At 70.9% G+C, this 14,942-nt stretch carries 8 protein-coding genes; 2 read left to right on the top strand and 6 right to left on the bottom strand.

Going from position 1 to position 14,942, the window contains the following annotated elements; translation table 11 throughout:
- The first annotated feature begins 11 nt into the window (after nucleotides 1-11).
- Nucleotides 12-1,151, top strand: coding sequence for a patatin-like phospholipase family protein (locus ISO16_RS26630; RefSeq protein ID WP_083662462.1), 1,140 nt, complete (start codon nucleotides 12-14; stop codon nucleotides 1,149-1,151).
- A gap of 104 nt (nucleotides 1,152-1,255) precedes the next feature.
- Here ISO16_RS26630 and ISO16_RS26625 read toward each other — a convergent pair whose 3' ends face one another.
- The 6 genes from ISO16_RS26625 to ISO16_RS26600 all read right to left on the bottom strand — a co-directional run bounded on the left by ISO16_RS26625 (nucleotide 1,256) and on the right by ISO16_RS26600 (nucleotide 8,027).
- Nucleotides 1,256-2,302: a zinc-dependent alcohol dehydrogenase family protein gene (locus ISO16_RS26625; protein WP_029542625.1), complete on the bottom strand. Its 1,047-nt coding sequence runs from the start codon at nucleotides 2,300-2,302 to the stop codon at nucleotides 1,256-1,258.
- A gap of 115 nt (nucleotides 2,303-2,417) precedes the next feature.
- Nucleotides 2,418-2,840 carry a hypothetical protein gene (locus ISO16_RS26620; protein WP_072634809.1) on the bottom strand — a complete coding sequence of 141 codons (423 nt, stop codon included), beginning with the start codon at nucleotides 2,838-2,840 and terminating at the stop codon, nucleotides 2,418-2,420.
- A gap of 225 nt (nucleotides 2,841-3,065) precedes the next feature.
- On the bottom strand, nucleotides 3,066-4,244 hold the full coding sequence (locus ISO16_RS26615; protein WP_072634808.1) for a hypothetical protein: 1,179 nt from the start codon (nucleotides 4,242-4,244) through the stop codon (nucleotides 3,066-3,068).
- An 85-nt stretch (nucleotides 4,245-4,329) separates the two neighbouring features.
- On the bottom strand, nucleotides 4,330-5,379 hold the full coding sequence (locus ISO16_RS26610) for an IS110 family transposase (RefSeq protein ID WP_072634807.1): 1,050 nt from the start codon (nucleotides 5,377-5,379) through the stop codon (nucleotides 4,330-4,332).
- Between the two features lie 288 nt (nucleotides 5,380-5,667).
- The gene (locus ISO16_RS26605) at nucleotides 5,668-7,521 is read right to left on the bottom strand and encodes an acyl-CoA thioester hydrolase/BAAT C-terminal domain-containing protein (protein WP_072634806.1); all 1,854 of its coding nucleotides are present in this window, start codon (nucleotides 7,519-7,521) and stop codon (nucleotides 5,668-5,670) included.
- A gap of 53 nt (nucleotides 7,522-7,574) precedes the next feature.
- Nucleotides 7,575-8,027, bottom strand: coding sequence for a GyrI-like domain-containing protein (locus ISO16_RS26600; protein ID WP_072634805.1), 453 nt, complete (start codon nucleotides 8,025-8,027; stop codon nucleotides 7,575-7,577).
- Between the two features lie 844 nt (nucleotides 8,028-8,871).
- Between ISO16_RS26600 and ISO16_RS26595 the strand changes: the two genes are divergently transcribed.
- The gene (locus ISO16_RS26595; RefSeq protein WP_072634804.1) at nucleotides 8,872-14,385 is read left to right on the top strand and encodes an ATP-binding protein; all 5,514 of its coding nucleotides are present in this window, start codon (nucleotides 8,872-8,874) and stop codon (nucleotides 14,383-14,385) included.
- Nucleotides 14,386-14,942: the final 557 nt, after the last annotated feature.

Below are 14,942 nucleotides of genomic sequence, written 5' to 3'. Positions count from 1 at the left end.
CCGTAGGTCTGGTGGTATCCGGCGCGGGCGCCCGGGGCGCGTACGAGGCCGGAGCTATCGCATCGCTGCTGCCGCACCTGCCGAGGTCGGAGCACCCCCCGATTCTGGTGGGAACCAGCGCCGGCGCACTGAACGTCGTCGCGTTGGCCGCCTTCGCCGGGGACGGGTACAAGGCCGCAACCCACAGGATCGTGAGCCTGTGGTCGACGGTGGGACTGGACGACGTCTTCGGCCCCGTGGGGACGCTGGTCGGCACGGGCCTGCGCTACCTCGGTCAGGCCGCCGGTCTGGACGTCACGCTACCGAGCCTTCTCGACACCGAGCGCATGCACGACCTGCTGGACTCTCTCATCTGCTGGGAGGACCTGCACGCCAACATCCGCAGCGGCGCCATCGGGGCGGTCGCGGTAACCGCAACGTCGGTCGCCACCCGCGGCACCGTGGTCTTCGTCGAGAAGCACTCGTCTGTGCCGCTACCTCCCTACGACGAACATCGCAACATCACCTACGTCGAAACGGAACTGACCGTCGAGCACGTGCTGGCATCGGCGGCGGTGCCGGTGCTGTTCCGGCCCGTCCGGGTCACCGAACCGGCGGCGTGGGCAGGCTGGTACGTCGACGGCGGTCTGCAGCTCAACACCCCGCTGAAACCGGCCCTCGCCTTCGGCGCGGACACCTTCGGAGTCGTCGCGACCCAGCCGCGGCACTGGATCGAACGGCCTGCCGCCGACCTCGTGCCCTGCGACGACGAACCGCCCGACGTATTCGGTGCCGCCGCGCTGATCCTGCGCGCCCTCCTCTCGGACCGCATGATCGAAGACCTCCACCAACTCGAGGTCCGTAACGACCGGCTGATGCGCATCCGTGCAGCCGGAGTGGACAGCGCGGACGTGACATCGGATCGGAAGATCCGGGTGCGGTTCGCGGGCCCGTCGCTCGATCAGGCGTACGACCTCGGCCGGCTCGCGTACGACGTGTACAGCAGGAAGGCCGCGGGCGTCGGCGGTCTGCGCCATCCGTGGCTGTCGGTCCTGGGTCGCCTCGCCGGGGGAACACGCGAGGACCACGGCGACCTGCTGAGCTTCCTGCTCTTCGACCCGGACTTTACTTCCGCCGCAGCCGAACTCGGAATCGCGGCAACTCACGAATGAGCGCGGCCCGAGCGAATGTATCGCTCACCTCGGTAGTCCGACAGAACGATACATTCGCTCGCCTGTGGCGGCGCGGGTGAAGCAGTGAGCGCAGCCGCGCCAGGTTACCGACTGCCCGTCAGCAGCACCTTGAGCGCACCGGTCTCACCCGCGCGGCCGAAGACGTCGTAGGCCTCCTCGAACTCGTCGAGTGCGAACCGGTGGGTGATCATCGGCGAGGTGTCGAGTTTGCCGCTGCGGACCAGGCCGATCAGGGTCGGCGTCGAGTAGGTGTCGACCAGGCCGGTGGTGATGGTGAGGTCCTTGATCCAGATGCTCTCGAGGTGCAGGGTGGCGGGCGCGCCGTGGACGCCGATGTTGGCGACATGGCCGCCCGGCCGGACCAGTTCGACGGCCTGCTCGAACGTCGCCGGCACTCCGACGGCCTCCATGGTGACGTCGGCGCCGAGGCCGCCGGTGAGGTCGCGCACCACCGCGGCGACGTCGTCGCGCCCGCCGTTGACCACGACGTCGGCGCCGAACGCCTTGGCGGCCTCGAGGCGGCTGTCGGCGAGATCGACCGCGACGACGTGGCTCGGGCTCAGCAGCCGGGTGGCGAGGATCGCGGCGAGACCGATCGGTCCGGCGCCGACGATGACGACGACGTCGGCGGGCCGCACGCATCCGTTGAGCACGCCGACCTCGTAGGAGGTGGGCAGGATGTCGGCGAGCATGAGCATCTGCTCGTCGCTCACGCCCTCGGGTACACGGTGGGTCGAGTTGTCGGCGAACGGGACTCGCACGAGTTCGGCCTGGGTGCCGTCGATGAGGTGGCCGAGGATCCAGCCCCCGCCCCCGAGGCACTGGCCGTAGCGGCCCTCGCGGCAGAAGCGGCAGCGCCCGCACGAGGTGATGCACGAGACGAGGACCCGGTCGCCGGGCGCGAGGTTCTGCACGCCCGGCCCGACCTCGACGACGGTGCCGACGGCCTCGTGCCCGAGGATGCGCCCGTCGGTCACCTCGGGGACGTCGCCGCCGAGGATGTGCAGGTCGGTGCCGCAGATGGTGACCGCGTCGACGCGGACGATCGCGTCGGTGGGGTCCTGGATTCGGGGGTCGGGAACGTCCTCCCAGACGCGCTTGCCCGGACCGTGGAACACCAGTGCCTTCATTGCTTCGGCCCTTTCGCCGATGGGTGTCTGCCGGTCTCAGCGTCCCATCGTTCGCGCCCGTTCGGAACGGGTCCTTGGACCTCGAATCGGACGGGGGGAGGTCACACCGGGTCGGTCAGTGGCCGGAGACGATCGTGAGCCGGTCCGGGGCCGCCTCGACCAGCGCCTCGGGGGTGCCGTACCCGTCGACCTCGACGACGGGTGCCCGGTCGACGGCGGCACGGACGACGGCGCCGTCGGACGTGAAGACGATCAGGCCCTGCCCCGCGGTGTCGGGGAGGTTCTCCCACACGGTGCCCGTCAGGCCGAGATCCCGGTTGATCGAGCTCATCAGCAGGGGCAGCGAGAAGCGGTACATGCGGTCCCACGACCCCGGCGACAGACCGGCGTCCTCGGCGACGGAGGCGAGCGTGCGGGGTTCGCCGGTCAGCAGGACCGTGTCGAACTCCGCCTTGAGGATCGGGTCGTCCTGCACCCGGACCGTGCCGCCGGACCCGCCGCAGCCGGCGACGGCGAGCACCGTCGCCGCCAGGAGCATCCCCGACCTTCGGGCCGTGCACGCCGGCACCGTGGGTCTCGGCACCGTGCATCTCGGCGCCGTGCATCTCGACACACTGCGCAGCATCCGTTCACCCCCAGTCGATTTCGCTCGAGAACGCGTGAAAGTTACAGCACCGCCCGCACGAGAAGCAGTGCCGTCGGGCGACGTCGGAATCACCGAGGAGCTGGGCTGTGACAGCTGACAATCGACGCGCGGGCGGCCTCACTCTCGCGCGGTGAGCTCCGCGATGTCGCCCCTCAGCTCCGACCGGAGCGAACCCATCAGCTCTGCCGCGATCCCGAACTGGTCGCCGACGAAGTGGGTGTTGTCGGCGGACAGCTCCCGCGCTCCCGATCGGCCGATGAGGGAGTCGATCCGCTCGTCGAGGCTCGCGGTGCGGGCCTCGACCTCGGCCGTGCGCAGCTGGACCTCGGCGACGGTGAGCAGTTCGCCGATGCGGGCCAGTGCCGCCACCCGGTCGAGAAGCTGATCCCACACCGGTGCGAGCACGGCGATACGCGCGTCGACGGCCGCGCGAGCGGACGGCGCCGCGCGCCGGGCGTCGGCGAGTTCGGCGAGCAAGCCCCGCAACGTCACGGCGTCCACGGCGATCTGCGTCAGCTCGTCGGCGAGATCGAGCTGGGACCGCTGCACCGCGAGGTGGTCCGACCGCCAGGCCGTGGAGCCTTCGATCCGGTCGAACAGGGTGCCGGCGAGGAACAGCAGGGTGTCGTACCGGTCGACGAAGTGATCGTCGCCGTCGGGCACCTGCCGGCCGAGGGCGTCGGCGGCGCGACGTCCCACCGCGGCCGCCGCGGTGCCGTCGGACCAGCGCGTCACCCGGTCCACGGCCACGCCGAGCACGGCGCCGCGCACCTGATCGGTCGTTCTCTCGGGGATCGGCGCGGGCGTGCGCTGCAGCGCCGCGAACAGGGCGTCACGCTGATGCGGGTCGAGGTGCACGCCGTCGCGCCGTTCCCGCCGCACGGCCCGCACGCCCTGCGCGTAGTGCCGGCCGGACACGGTGAGCGTGTAGTGGGCGTTGCGCAGCCGCTTGGCCAGCTCCCCCGCCCGGTACTCGAACACCAGCCGGGCGGCGCCGGGGCGCAGGTCGGCGGCTCGCACCGTGAGGCGGGCGTGCTCGTCCGTGAGATGGCGCAACGCGCCGAACCCGCCGAGCGTGGGCAGGCCGCGGCCGATCCGGCGGCGCCGGGCCAGGATGTCGCGGGTCTCGTCGTCGAGGTGGCCGGCGGCCAGGCAGAGAGCGGCGGCGTCCGACAGCGGGGCCTGCCGGCCGTCGAGCCGGTGCTGCTCGCACCAGCGGCGCACCTGCGCGGCCATCCGCTCGCGGCGCTGCTCGGCCGGTTCGAACCCGACCGGGAACTGCGGGTCGTCGGACATCGGGACCTCCTCGTGGCGTCCGGACCCCTCCACTGTTCCAGAAAACCCGGGACCGCGACGGGAGCGCCGGACGCTCCTATGGATGTCAAGCGGTCTGATGGTGTTCGAGTAGCCGGTAGAAGTCGCGGGCGATGTATCGCTCGAGGCAGCGTTTGGTCTCGCGGGACGTCTTTCCTTCGGCGGTTCGTCGGGCGGTGTATGCCTTGGTCGCGTCGTCGTATCGTTGCCGGGACAGCACGACGGTGTGCAGGGCCCGGTTGAGCTGCCGGTCGCCGTGCCGGTTCAGCCGATAACGGGTGGTGACCTGACCACTGTTCGCCGGAATCGGCGCGACGCCGGCGAGCATCGCGAACGCCGCTTCGGACCGGATACGGCCGGGGTGTGACCATGCGCACAGAACCGTGGCGGCCACGATCGGCCCGACGCCGAGCTGGGCGAGCAGGTCCGGCCGCCACCGCCGCACGATGACCAGGATCTGCTTTTCGAGGTCGTCCGCTTCGGCCTGCAGAGTGCGGGCACGACGGGCGAGTGTCTTGAACACGGTCGCCGTGGTGGTGGTTTCGGTGTCCCAGTCCTTGCGTAGGCGCACGGTGGCGGCCCGACGGATCATCTCGGGTAGTTTGTGTCCGCGAAGCGTGTCGCGCAGTACCTCGGGGGCGGCGATGACGAGGCTGAACAGCTGGCGTTGGGCAACCGTCGAGGCGTCGACGGCGGACCGGCGCGCAGCCAGCAGTACCGATAGTGCTTGACGGTCACCACCTGATCGTGGCGTGCCGACATCCTTGCGGGACAATGCTTCCCGTGCCGCACGCACCGCGTCGAGAGGGTCGGACTCGGCGCCGTGGCGGCGCTGGGCGCGCTCGGGTCGGTCGAGTTCGACGACGAGTTCCTCACGGCGTTCGAGCAGTCGGGCCAAGCCGGCACCGTGCCCGCCGGTGCCCTCGATCGCCCACACTCGCAGTGCGCTGTGCTCGTCGGCGAAGTCCACCAGATCCTGGTAGCCATCGACAGTGGTCGTCACGGTGATCTGGCCGAGAACAGCGCCGGTGCCGGCGGCGACCGCCGCAGCGGTGTGGGTGTCGACGTGGGTGTCGACTCCGATGACGACGTCGACGATGTCAGTCAGAATGGTCATGCGTTCCTCCACCAGCTCCGGTTGGGACGACGGGTCCGGTCCGGATGGGAGTCTCGGCAGGACTGTGACGGGACACGGCGGTGCTGTGAACACCACCGGTCAAGCTCCTGATCAGGCCAGTCGCTCCACCGGGCCGGGGCCGACGGACCACGAGCGGACAAGTCCCGCGAAAGGCACGAAGCCAGTCAGGCGAAGAGTCACGCACGCAGTCCATCGACTTCAGCCCACCACCGGCAGCTGCCGAACGTGCCGGCTTTCACGCGGTTGGTGGTGAATCCATCCTCACAGTCAGGCGAGGAACTCGGTGACGGCGTCGACCGCGGCGCGCTGGGCCCTGCCCTGCCCGGCCGGGGTGCCGCCGAAGGCGATGCCACCGCTCCACTGGGCGTCGCCGGGGAACATACCGAGGCGGATCAGGTGGCCGGCGCCGTCGACGGACAGGTGCCGGTCGCGACCGTCGCCGCGCCGGGCGAGCAGGGCGCCCGCCATGTCCGTGGACGGCCACAGCTGGTCGTCGGTGCCGGTGATGCACAGGATCGGGGCGTCGATCTTCTCGGACCGCAGGTGGGCGGGGTCGGGCGCGTCGCGCAGTCCCGCGCGGTAGGCGTCGGACAGCCGCAGCAGCGACGGCCGGTGCCGGGCGACGTCGCGGCCGGCGCGCCAGGCGTTGCGGATCATCTGCGGCATCAGCGCGGAGCTGGGCAGCGGTGCCCAGGGCTGTGGCGCGCCGTCCAGGGTCCACGACGGAGTGTCCGGGATCTCCCCGTCCGGCCCGAGTCCCTGCCACGAGACGGAGCTGGGGCTGACGAGCACCAGCGCCCGCAGCGACGTGCCGTCGGCCGCGACGGCGGCGAGAAGGCCTTCGGCGCCCCGGGAAATGCCCACGGCGGCAACGTTGTCGGTGTCGATCTCGGGCAGGGCGGCGAGGTGGCGCAGCGCGCCGGTGAAGCGCTCGAGCGGTACGGACGCGACCTCGGTGTTCTCGTCGAGCCACGAGTAGGCGAGGGCGACGTGGCCGTGGGAGGCGAGGGCGGCGATGGTGGCGCGCTGGGAATCGACGCCGCCCTCGGATCCGCCGACGCACAGCACCGCCGGCCATCCGCGCGGCGGAGCCGGGCCGTCCGGGCGGGCGAGCAGACCCGGCCGTCCGGCGACGTCGAGGTCTGCGACGGTCACGCCGGGCGCGGCGTCGGTGCGGATCACCGTGCGTCGCGTGGTGTGCGGGCCGTCGGTGACGGTGAGCGTGACCGGCCACCGGCCGGGCGGGGGGACGAACAGGTCGGGTACGCGGTCGGACTCGTCGAACCGCATGTCCCACAACGGTTCGTCGACGACGTCGACGCTGCCGTCGTAGCTGCGGTGCGACCGCCAGCGGGCGCCGGACATGTCGGCGCCCTCGGCGGTGACGGTGATCGTCGCGTCGGGCCGCGACCCGGCGAGGGTGAGGCGGAACGGCTCGTCGTGCCGCGACTGGCGCGGCACGACGAGGTGGACCCGGGGCGAGTCGAGGTCCGGGGGTGGTGCCGTCGGGGACGCGGGTTCGGGGCTCGGGTTGGCGGTGGCAGCGAGCGCGGACTTCGTGTCGAACCACTTGGGAAACAGGGCCGAAACCAGTCCGGCGGCACCCAGGACGACGAAGGGGACGACCCAGTAGCCGACGACGGAGAGCGCGTCGGTCTCGTCGCGGACGGTGGCGGAACCGTCGACGATCGGCGGGATCAGCGAGGACACGGTCATCACGGCGAACGCGGCGGCCCACATCCACGTCATCGCGGTGGTGATGTACCGGAAGCCGCCGGATGCCGCGGTCGCGGGATCGACTGTCTCGACGGCGTATTCGCGCACGAACGGTCGTCCGGCGAGGATGCCGCCGAGGACGACGAGCAGCAGTCCGAGATTGCCGACCGGCTGCAGCCAGCGTTCGAGGACGGCGTCGTCGAGCGTGAGCGCGGCGATCAGCAGCAGCGCGAAGACGACGACGGTGCCGACGTCGAGGGAGCGCCACGGCTTTCCGCGCACCCGCTGTACGAGGGGGCCGGCGGCGGCGAGCGCGAGGGCGGCGGCCACGGCGGTGACGAACCCGGTGTTGCCGACGAGGATCCAGTACACGATCCACGGCGCGAATCCGACGACGAGGGACATTCGCGGATTGTCTCCCGCCTCCCGCCGCCGTGGGGGTGCTTCCGCGATACGCCTCAGGAGTTCACGGGAACGAAGATCACGGTTCGCACTTCCTCGGCGGGGGTGCCCGGCGGGCTCCAGTACTCCTCCCACGCGGTGCTCAGGTCGAGGTCGTGCCCCTCGCGGGCGGCCCAGGCGGCGAGGGCCTCGTAGGTGTGCTCGAGCGTGTCGTAGGGACCGAGGTGGGTCTCGGTCGCGACCTGGCCGGCAGGCAGGTCGATCGGGACCACGTGACCGTCGCCGTCGATCCGGGTGGCGACCTCGAAGCCGGCGGCGCCGTCGAAGCCCTCCCTGGTGAAGTTGCGGTAGTACGCGACGGCCGGGCCGGCCGGCGACGTGCCCGCGGCGGCCAGGTACTGCTCGACGGCGCCGTACGCCTCGCCGAGGTGCTCACCGATGTGCGCCACGTCGGTGCTGAACTCCACGGCGGCCAGATGCCTGGCCGGTGCGTGCACGATCTCGGGCATGCGTCCTCCCCTGTCGAAGCCTGGGGCCACGATAGGCGATTCACACTGCCGATTCGTGAACTTCCGGAGACATCGAGCGCCCGGGCTGTGCGGGGGTTGCCGGCGGCCGAATGTCACATCCGGTCGATGCAATCGAATCGATGTGACATTCGGCCCGCACACACGAGCGCTCCGACGACCGTGACAATCGTCACAGCACCGGCCGGACCGCAGCGACCCTCGTCGCGGCGGCGCGACGGGTCCCGCAGCCGGCGGCCAGTGTCCGCTTCGACCCGTTCGCGGCGTCGATGCCGGTCCGATGCTGGACAATTCACGTAGCCGACGGCGCTCGCGGACCCGGCATCGTGCCGCGCGAAAGACCAACGGCCCGAATGTTACTGCCCGGTGTTACCCGGCGGTATTCCCGGGCCCGCCGGGGCCGGGCCCCGGAATCGTCCCCCATTTCGATCGTAATCGGCTGTCCGCCAGCAGTTCCCGCGCGCGAGGCGGAGAGGGAGCGGCAAACCCCGCCCTGCCGACCACAAAACGTGACAAACCCTCATGTTTCCTTCATGCTGTTAGCGGAAGGATCGTCCCCACCGGGGGGCACTCGGCCGTCGACGACGACGGTCCGCGGGACGAGGCCGACCGCCTGTCCGCCGACACCCAGGCATCCGCCGGGCCAGTCGGTGCACACGTCCGCACGCATACGCCGACACGAGGAGCCGACCGATACATGTTCTTGCTCGCGTTATCAACCCGTGACGCGGGCCTCGACATCGGTTAACTTTTTTCACTCACTGGCGAGAAGCTTCGACGAGCGTCGCACGAGCGCGCACAAACCTGGAGAACGGTGGCAACGAGTATGTTCAAACGGATCGCGGTGGTCAACCGAGGTGAGGCGGCAGTACGCCTCATCAGAGCAGTCCGGGAGCTCAACTCCGAGCACGGCTACGACATCAAGACGATCGCCCTGCACACCGAGGCCGAGCGGCGGGCCATGTTCGTCCGCCAGGCCGACGAGGGCGTCACCCTGCGGCCGTCCACCACGGCCGCCACCCCCTACCTCGATCACGCCGAACTCGAGCGCGCCCTCCTCGAAGCGAAGGCCGACGCCGTGTGGGTCGGCTGGGGCTTCGTGGCCGAGGATCCCGCGTTCGCCGAGGTCTGCGCCCGCCTGAACATCACCTTCATCGGCCCGTCGGCCGAGGCCATGCGCCTGCTCGGCGACAAGGTCGAGGCCAAGCTGCTCGCCGAGAAGGTCGGCGTGCCCGTCGCCCCGTGGTCGGGCGGACCGGTCGAGACCCGCGCCGACGCGCGCCGGCACGCCCAGGCCATCGGCTACCCGCTGATCATCAAGGCCCGTTCCGGCGGCGGCGGCCGCGGCATCCGCAAGGTGTACTCCGAGGACGAGCTCGAGCTCGCCCTCGAGCGCACCCAGGGCGAGGCCGAGCGCTCGTTCGGCGACCCCGTGGTGTTCATCGAGCGTCTCGTCACCGACGCCCGCCACGTCGAGGTCCAGGTCATCGCCGACGGTCACGGCAACGTCTGGGCGCCGGGCGTGCGCGACTGCTCCATCCAGCGCAAGAACCAGAAGGTCATCGAGGAGTCGGCCTCGCCGCTGCTGACCAAGGAGCAGGCCGACCACCTGCGCGCGGTCTCCGCGGACCTCGTGCGCGCCGCCGGGTACTGCGGCGCCGGCACCGTCGAGTACCTGTACCAGCCGGACCTGAAGATCTTCACCTTCCTCGAGGTCAACACCCGCCTGCAGGTCGAGCACCCCATCACCGAGGCCACCACCGGCATCGACCTGGTCAAGCTGCAGATCCTGGTGGCCTCCGGGGAGAAGCTGCCCGGCGACTGCCCGCCCGAGTTCGGTCACGCCGTCGAGGCCCGGCTCAACGCCGAGGACGCCGACAACGGTTTCGCCCCCGCCCCCGGCTCCGTGCAGCTGCTCAAGTTCCCGCTCGGGTCCGGCCTGCGCGTCGACACCGGCATCGCCCAGGGCGACGTCATCCCGCCGGACTACGACTCGATGGTTGCCAAGATCATCGCGTGGGGCCGCGACCGCGACGAGGCCCTGGCCCGCCTGCGCACCGCGCTGCGCGAGACCACCGTCGTCCTCGACGGCGGCACCACCACCAAGTCGTTCCTGCTCGACCTGCTCGACCGCGAGGAGGTCATCTCCGCGTCGGCCGACACCGGCTGGCTCGACCGCACCGGAGCCGGCACCGCCACCGGTCCGTCCCGGGTGGCCGACATCGCGCTGATCGCCACGGCCGTCGACGTCTACGACGCCGAGGAGAGCCACGAGCGCGCCGCGTTCCTCACCTCCGCCCGCGGCGGCCGCCCCCGCGCCGGGCACTCGGTGGGCCGCAAGGTCGAGCTGAGCTACCAGGGCCAGGCCTACGAGCTGCTCGTCGGACAGGTCGGGCCGCACCGCTACCGCGTCGACGCCGGCAGCGGCGAACTCGAGGTGGACGTCGACCGGCTCGGGCAGTTCGAATCCCGGCTCGTCCTCGCCGGCCGCCGCCACCACATCGTCTCGATCGCCGGCGCTACCGGCTTCCTCGTCGAGGTCGACGGCATCAGCCACCAGATCAGCCAGGACGAGGCCGGCGTCGTGCGCACCCCCGCGCCCGCCGTCGTCGTCGCGGTGCCCGTCGCCCCCGGCGACGAGGTCGAGGCCGGCCAGACGCTCGTGGTGCTCGAGTCCATGAAGATGGAGACCGCGGTGCGCGCGCCCTTCGCCGGCCGCGTCCGCGAGGTCCTCGCCGTGGTCAACTCGCAGGTCGACGCCGGTGCACCGCTGCTGCGTGTCGATCGGATCGCCGAGGAGACCGTCACCGAGACGGTCGAGCGCGTGCAGTTCCCCGCACCCGCCGCCGTCGTGACCGGCGACGCCGCGGCCGACGCGCTGGCCCGGCTCGACGCCCTCGAGGCGCTCGTCACCGGTTACGACGTCTCCGGCAAGCGGACCGCGACGCTGCTCGCCGAGTACGACCGCCTGCGCGGCGAGGCCGCCGGGAACTGCGACCTGGTGCGCGCCGAGCTGGCGCTGCTCACCACGTTCGCCGACGTGTGCGAGCTCTCGCGCAACCGCCCGACGCAGGCCGAGGAGTCCAGCGACGAGCGCGTGCACAGCCCCCGCGAGCACTTCCACGGCTACCTGCAGTCCCTCGACGTCGAGGTCGGCGGCCTGCCCGAGAGCTTCCGTGCGCGACTGTCGCAGGCGCTGCGGCACTACGACGTCACCGAGCTGGATCGCACTCCCGAGCTCGAGGAGGCCGTCTACCGGCTGTTCCTCGCGCAGCAGCGCATCGAGACGCAGGTTCCGGTGGTCTCGGCACTGCTCGAGCGGTGGCTCGAGGAGACCGAGGGACCGGCCGGCATCTCGCAGGAGCTGAACGAGGTCCTCGACCGGCTCATCGTCGCCACCCAGGTGCGCTACCCGGTGATCGGCGACGCGGCCCGCAACCTGCGCTACCGCCTCTTCGAGGAGCCGGTGATCCGCAAGGTCCGCGAGCAGGTGTACGACGGGGTGCGCGGCAGCCTCGCCCACCTCGCCGACCACCCCGGCGCCGCGGACTACGCGCAGCGCGTCGAGGCCCTGGTGGCCACCCCCGAGCCGCTGATCGACCTGCTCGCCCAGCAGATCGCCCGACCGGAAACCGTTCCGGGCCCGCTGCTCGAGGTCATCACCCGCCGCGCCTACAAGATCCGCACGCTCGAGCAGGTGCAGTCCGAGGTGCGCGGCGGCCGGCAGTTCGTCACCGGCAACTTCGATCTGCGCGGCACCCGCCTGTACCTGATCTCCACCGAGGCCCGGCACGCCGAGCTCGAGGCGGCCCTGGACACCGTCGAGGAGTCGGCGCGCACCCTGCCCGGCACCGACAACCTGGTGGTCGACCTGTACCTCGCGTGGGACGACGCCCCCGCCGACGCCGACGCGCAGGCCGAGGCGCTGCGCGCGGTGCTGGCCGGCCGTGAGGTCGCCACCGCCGCCCGCCGGGTCACGGTGACGGTGTGCCACACCGACCGCGCCGAGGAGCACGTCTTCACCTTCCGCCCGTTCGAGACCGGGTACGCGGAGGAAACCAACATCCGCGACATGCACCCGCTCACCGGTCAGCGCCTGGATCTGTGGCGGCTGAAGAACTTCGTCGGCACCCGCCTGCCGGCGAACCCGGACTCGTACCTGTATCACATTGCGGCGAACGAGAATCCGTCCGACGAGCGGCTCATCGCCCTCGCCGAGGTGCGGGACCTGACCCCGCAGCGCGACGAGACCGGCACGATCGTGGGCCTGCCCGCGTTCGAGCGGGCCCTGTCGAGCTGCCTCGACGCGATCCGCCGGTCGCAGGCCGCCCGCGGCAAGCGCCGGCTCGACGCGAACCGCGTGGTGCTGTTCGTGTGGCCCGAGGTGGATCTGAGCATCGACGACCTGAAGCGGGTCAGCCGTGGGGCGGCCCCGCTCACCGTCGGCGCCGGCCTCGAGGAGATCACCGTCATCGGCTGGTGGCGTGAGACCGCGGAGGCCGAGCCCCGCGAGGTGGCGCTGCGATTCTCGTACCGCTCCGGCGCCGGCGTGGTCGTGCGGGTGACCGATCCGCCGAAGGAGCCGCTGCAGCCGCTCGACGAGTACACCCAGAAGGTCCAGCGCTCCCGCGCCCGCGGCACCGTGTACCCGTACGAGCTGATCCCGCTGCTCACCGGCAGCAAGGGCAGCTTCGTCGAGTACGACCTCGACGACTCCGGGGCGAGCGCAGCGACGGGGGGTGTCACCGGTGCCGTGGTGCCGGTGCAGCGTCCGTACGGCCGGAACAAGGCCGGTCTGGTGGTCGGGCTGGTCACCACCCCGACGCCGCGGTACCCGGAGGGCATGACCCGCGTCGCGCTGTTCGGCGATCCGACGAAGGCGCTCGGCACCGTCGCGGAGGCCGAGTGCGCCCGCGTCGTCGCCGCGATCGACCTGGCCGAGCAGCTCGGCGTCCCGGTCGAGTGGTTCGCGCTGTCCTCCGGCGCCACCATCTCGATGGAGTCCGGCACCGAGAACATGGACTGGGTCTCGCGGGCCCTGCGCCGCATCATCACCTTCACGCAGGCCGGCGGCGAGATCAACGTCGTGGTCACCGGCATCAACGTCGGCGCCCAGCCGTACTGGAACGCCGAGGCGACGATGCTCATGCACACCAAGGGCATCCTGGTGATGACCCCGGACAGTGCGATGGTGCTGACCGGCAAGCAGTCCCTGGACTACTCCGGTGGCGTGTCGGCCGAGGACAACTTCGGTATCGGCGGCTACGACCGCGTCATGGGCCCCAACGGTCAGGCGCAGTACTGGGCGCCGAACCTGTCGGCCGCGGTCGAGGTGCTCTTCGGGCACTACGAGCACGCCTACCTCGCCCCGGGCGAGCGGTTCCCCCGCAAGGCCGAGACCGTCGACCCGATCGAGCGCGACGTCCGGGTGTACCCGCACGTGCACCCGTCGAGCGACTTCACCACGGTGGGCGACATCTTCTCCGCGGAGACCAACCCGGACCGCAAGAAGCCGTTCGACATCCGCACGGTCATGCGCGCGGTGGTCGACCAGGACCACCCGGTGCTCGAGCGGTGGGCAGACATGGCCGACGCCGACACGTCGGTGGTGTTCGACGCCCATCTCGGCGGCAACGCGGTCACGGTGATCGGCATCGAGTCCCGCGCCATCGCCCGCAAGGGCTGGTTCCCCACCGACGGGCCGGACCAGTGGACCTCGGGCACGCTGTTCCCGAAGTCGTCGAAGAAGACCGCGCGGGCGATCAACGCGGCGAGCGGCAACCGCCCCGTGGTGGTGCTGGCGAACCTGTCCGGGTTCGACGGCTCCCCCGAGTCGCTGCGTAACCTGCAGCTCGAGAACGGCGCCGAGATCGGCCGGGCGATCGTCAATTTCGACGGCCCGATCGTCTTCGTCGTGGTCTCCCGCTACCACGGTGGCGCCTTCGTGGTGTTCTCCGGCGCGTTGAACGAGAACATGGAGGTGCTCGCGGTCGAGGGCTCGTTCGCCTCCGTGCTCGGCGGCGCACCCGCCGCGGCGGTGGTGTTCACCCGCGACGTCAATGCGCGCACCGCGGCGGATCCGCGGATCACCGAACTCGAGGCGCAGCTCGCCGCGGCCGAGGACGGCGAGAAGGCCCGCCTGCGGGTCGAGCTGGCAACGCAGCGCACGGCGGTGCGGTCGGAGAAGCTCGGTGAGGTGGCTGCGGAGTTCGAGGCCATCCACAACATCCAGCGCGCCCAGCAGGTCGGCTCCGTGCACTCGATCATCCCTGCCGCGGACCTGCGGCCGGAGATCGTCGCCGCCGTCGAGCGAGGCATGGCGAAGGTGCTCGCGCAGTAACCGCACGATCCCCGAAGGGCCCCGCACCGGTTCGCCGGTGCGGGGCCCTTTCTTGTGCCCTCACGGGTCCATCACCGTCTCGGCCGGCGTCCCGGGTACTTTCTCCCGCCGGGACGGCCGTACGTCGCCCTGAAGTCGCTGGGCGAGGCGACCGATCCGCGCACACAACCCCCGATCCGGAGTGTCCCAATCCCGGGAAATATGCGATCGTGAGCAAGCTCACAGGTTTGCGGCGGCGTGGAGCCGGGTACCGATTTTCGCCCCCCACACCCCCCGCGCAGGTCGCTACATGCACGCTGTTGGCACGCAGTGCTTTCGAGCCGGCACCCCCATGCGAGCGGAACAGCCACGGATCGAGCAGTGAATTATGTTGTACTGGAGTATATTTCGCAGGCAGATCACGAATACGCGAACAGACCAGCTGCATGTATGCCGCACTCCTGACCGTGCAGTAGTACCGCGCGCCATTCCGATCGGCCCGCTGCGCGTTGCGTGTTGTGACGAAGGTCCCGGAACGGACATGCAGTCGGCCTGTAGGTGAACATCACCCCAACAAT

It is taken from the genome of Rhodococcus sp. M8 (assembly GCF_015654185.1).
GTDB lineage: Bacteria > Actinomycetota > Actinomycetes > Mycobacteriales > Mycobacteriaceae > Rhodococcus > Rhodococcus aetherivorans.
This window is presented reverse-complemented; position numbering and strand designations above follow the sequence as displayed.

Excerpts from the sequence above, each read along its gene's own strand:
- ISO16_RS26625 (WP_029542625.1), bottom strand. The coding sequence starts at position 2,302 with ATGAAGGCACTGGTGTTCCACGGTCCGGGCAAGCGCGTCTGGGAGGAC.
- ISO16_RS26620 (WP_072634809.1), bottom strand. The coding sequence starts at position 2,840 with ATGCTCCTGGCGGCGACGGTGCTCGCCGTCGCCGGCTGCGGCGGGTCC.
- ISO16_RS26615 (WP_072634808.1), bottom strand. The coding sequence starts at position 4,244 with ATGTCCGACGACCCGCAGTTCCCGGTCGGGTTCGAACCGGCCGAGCAG.
- ISO16_RS26610 (WP_072634807.1), bottom strand. The coding sequence starts at position 5,379 with ATGACCATTCTGACTGACATCGTCGACGTCGTCATCGGAGTCGACACC.
- ISO16_RS26605 (WP_072634806.1), bottom strand. The coding sequence starts at position 7,521 with ATGTCCCTCGTCGTCGGATTCGCGCCGTGGATCGTGTACTGGATCCTC.
- ISO16_RS26600 (WP_072634805.1), bottom strand. The coding sequence starts at position 8,027 with ATGCCCGAGATCGTGCACGCACCGGCCAGGCATCTGGCCGCCGTGGAG.
- ISO16_RS26595 (WP_072634804.1), top strand. The coding sequence starts at position 8,872 with ATGTTCAAACGGATCGCGGTGGTCAACCGAGGTGAGGCGGCAGTACGC.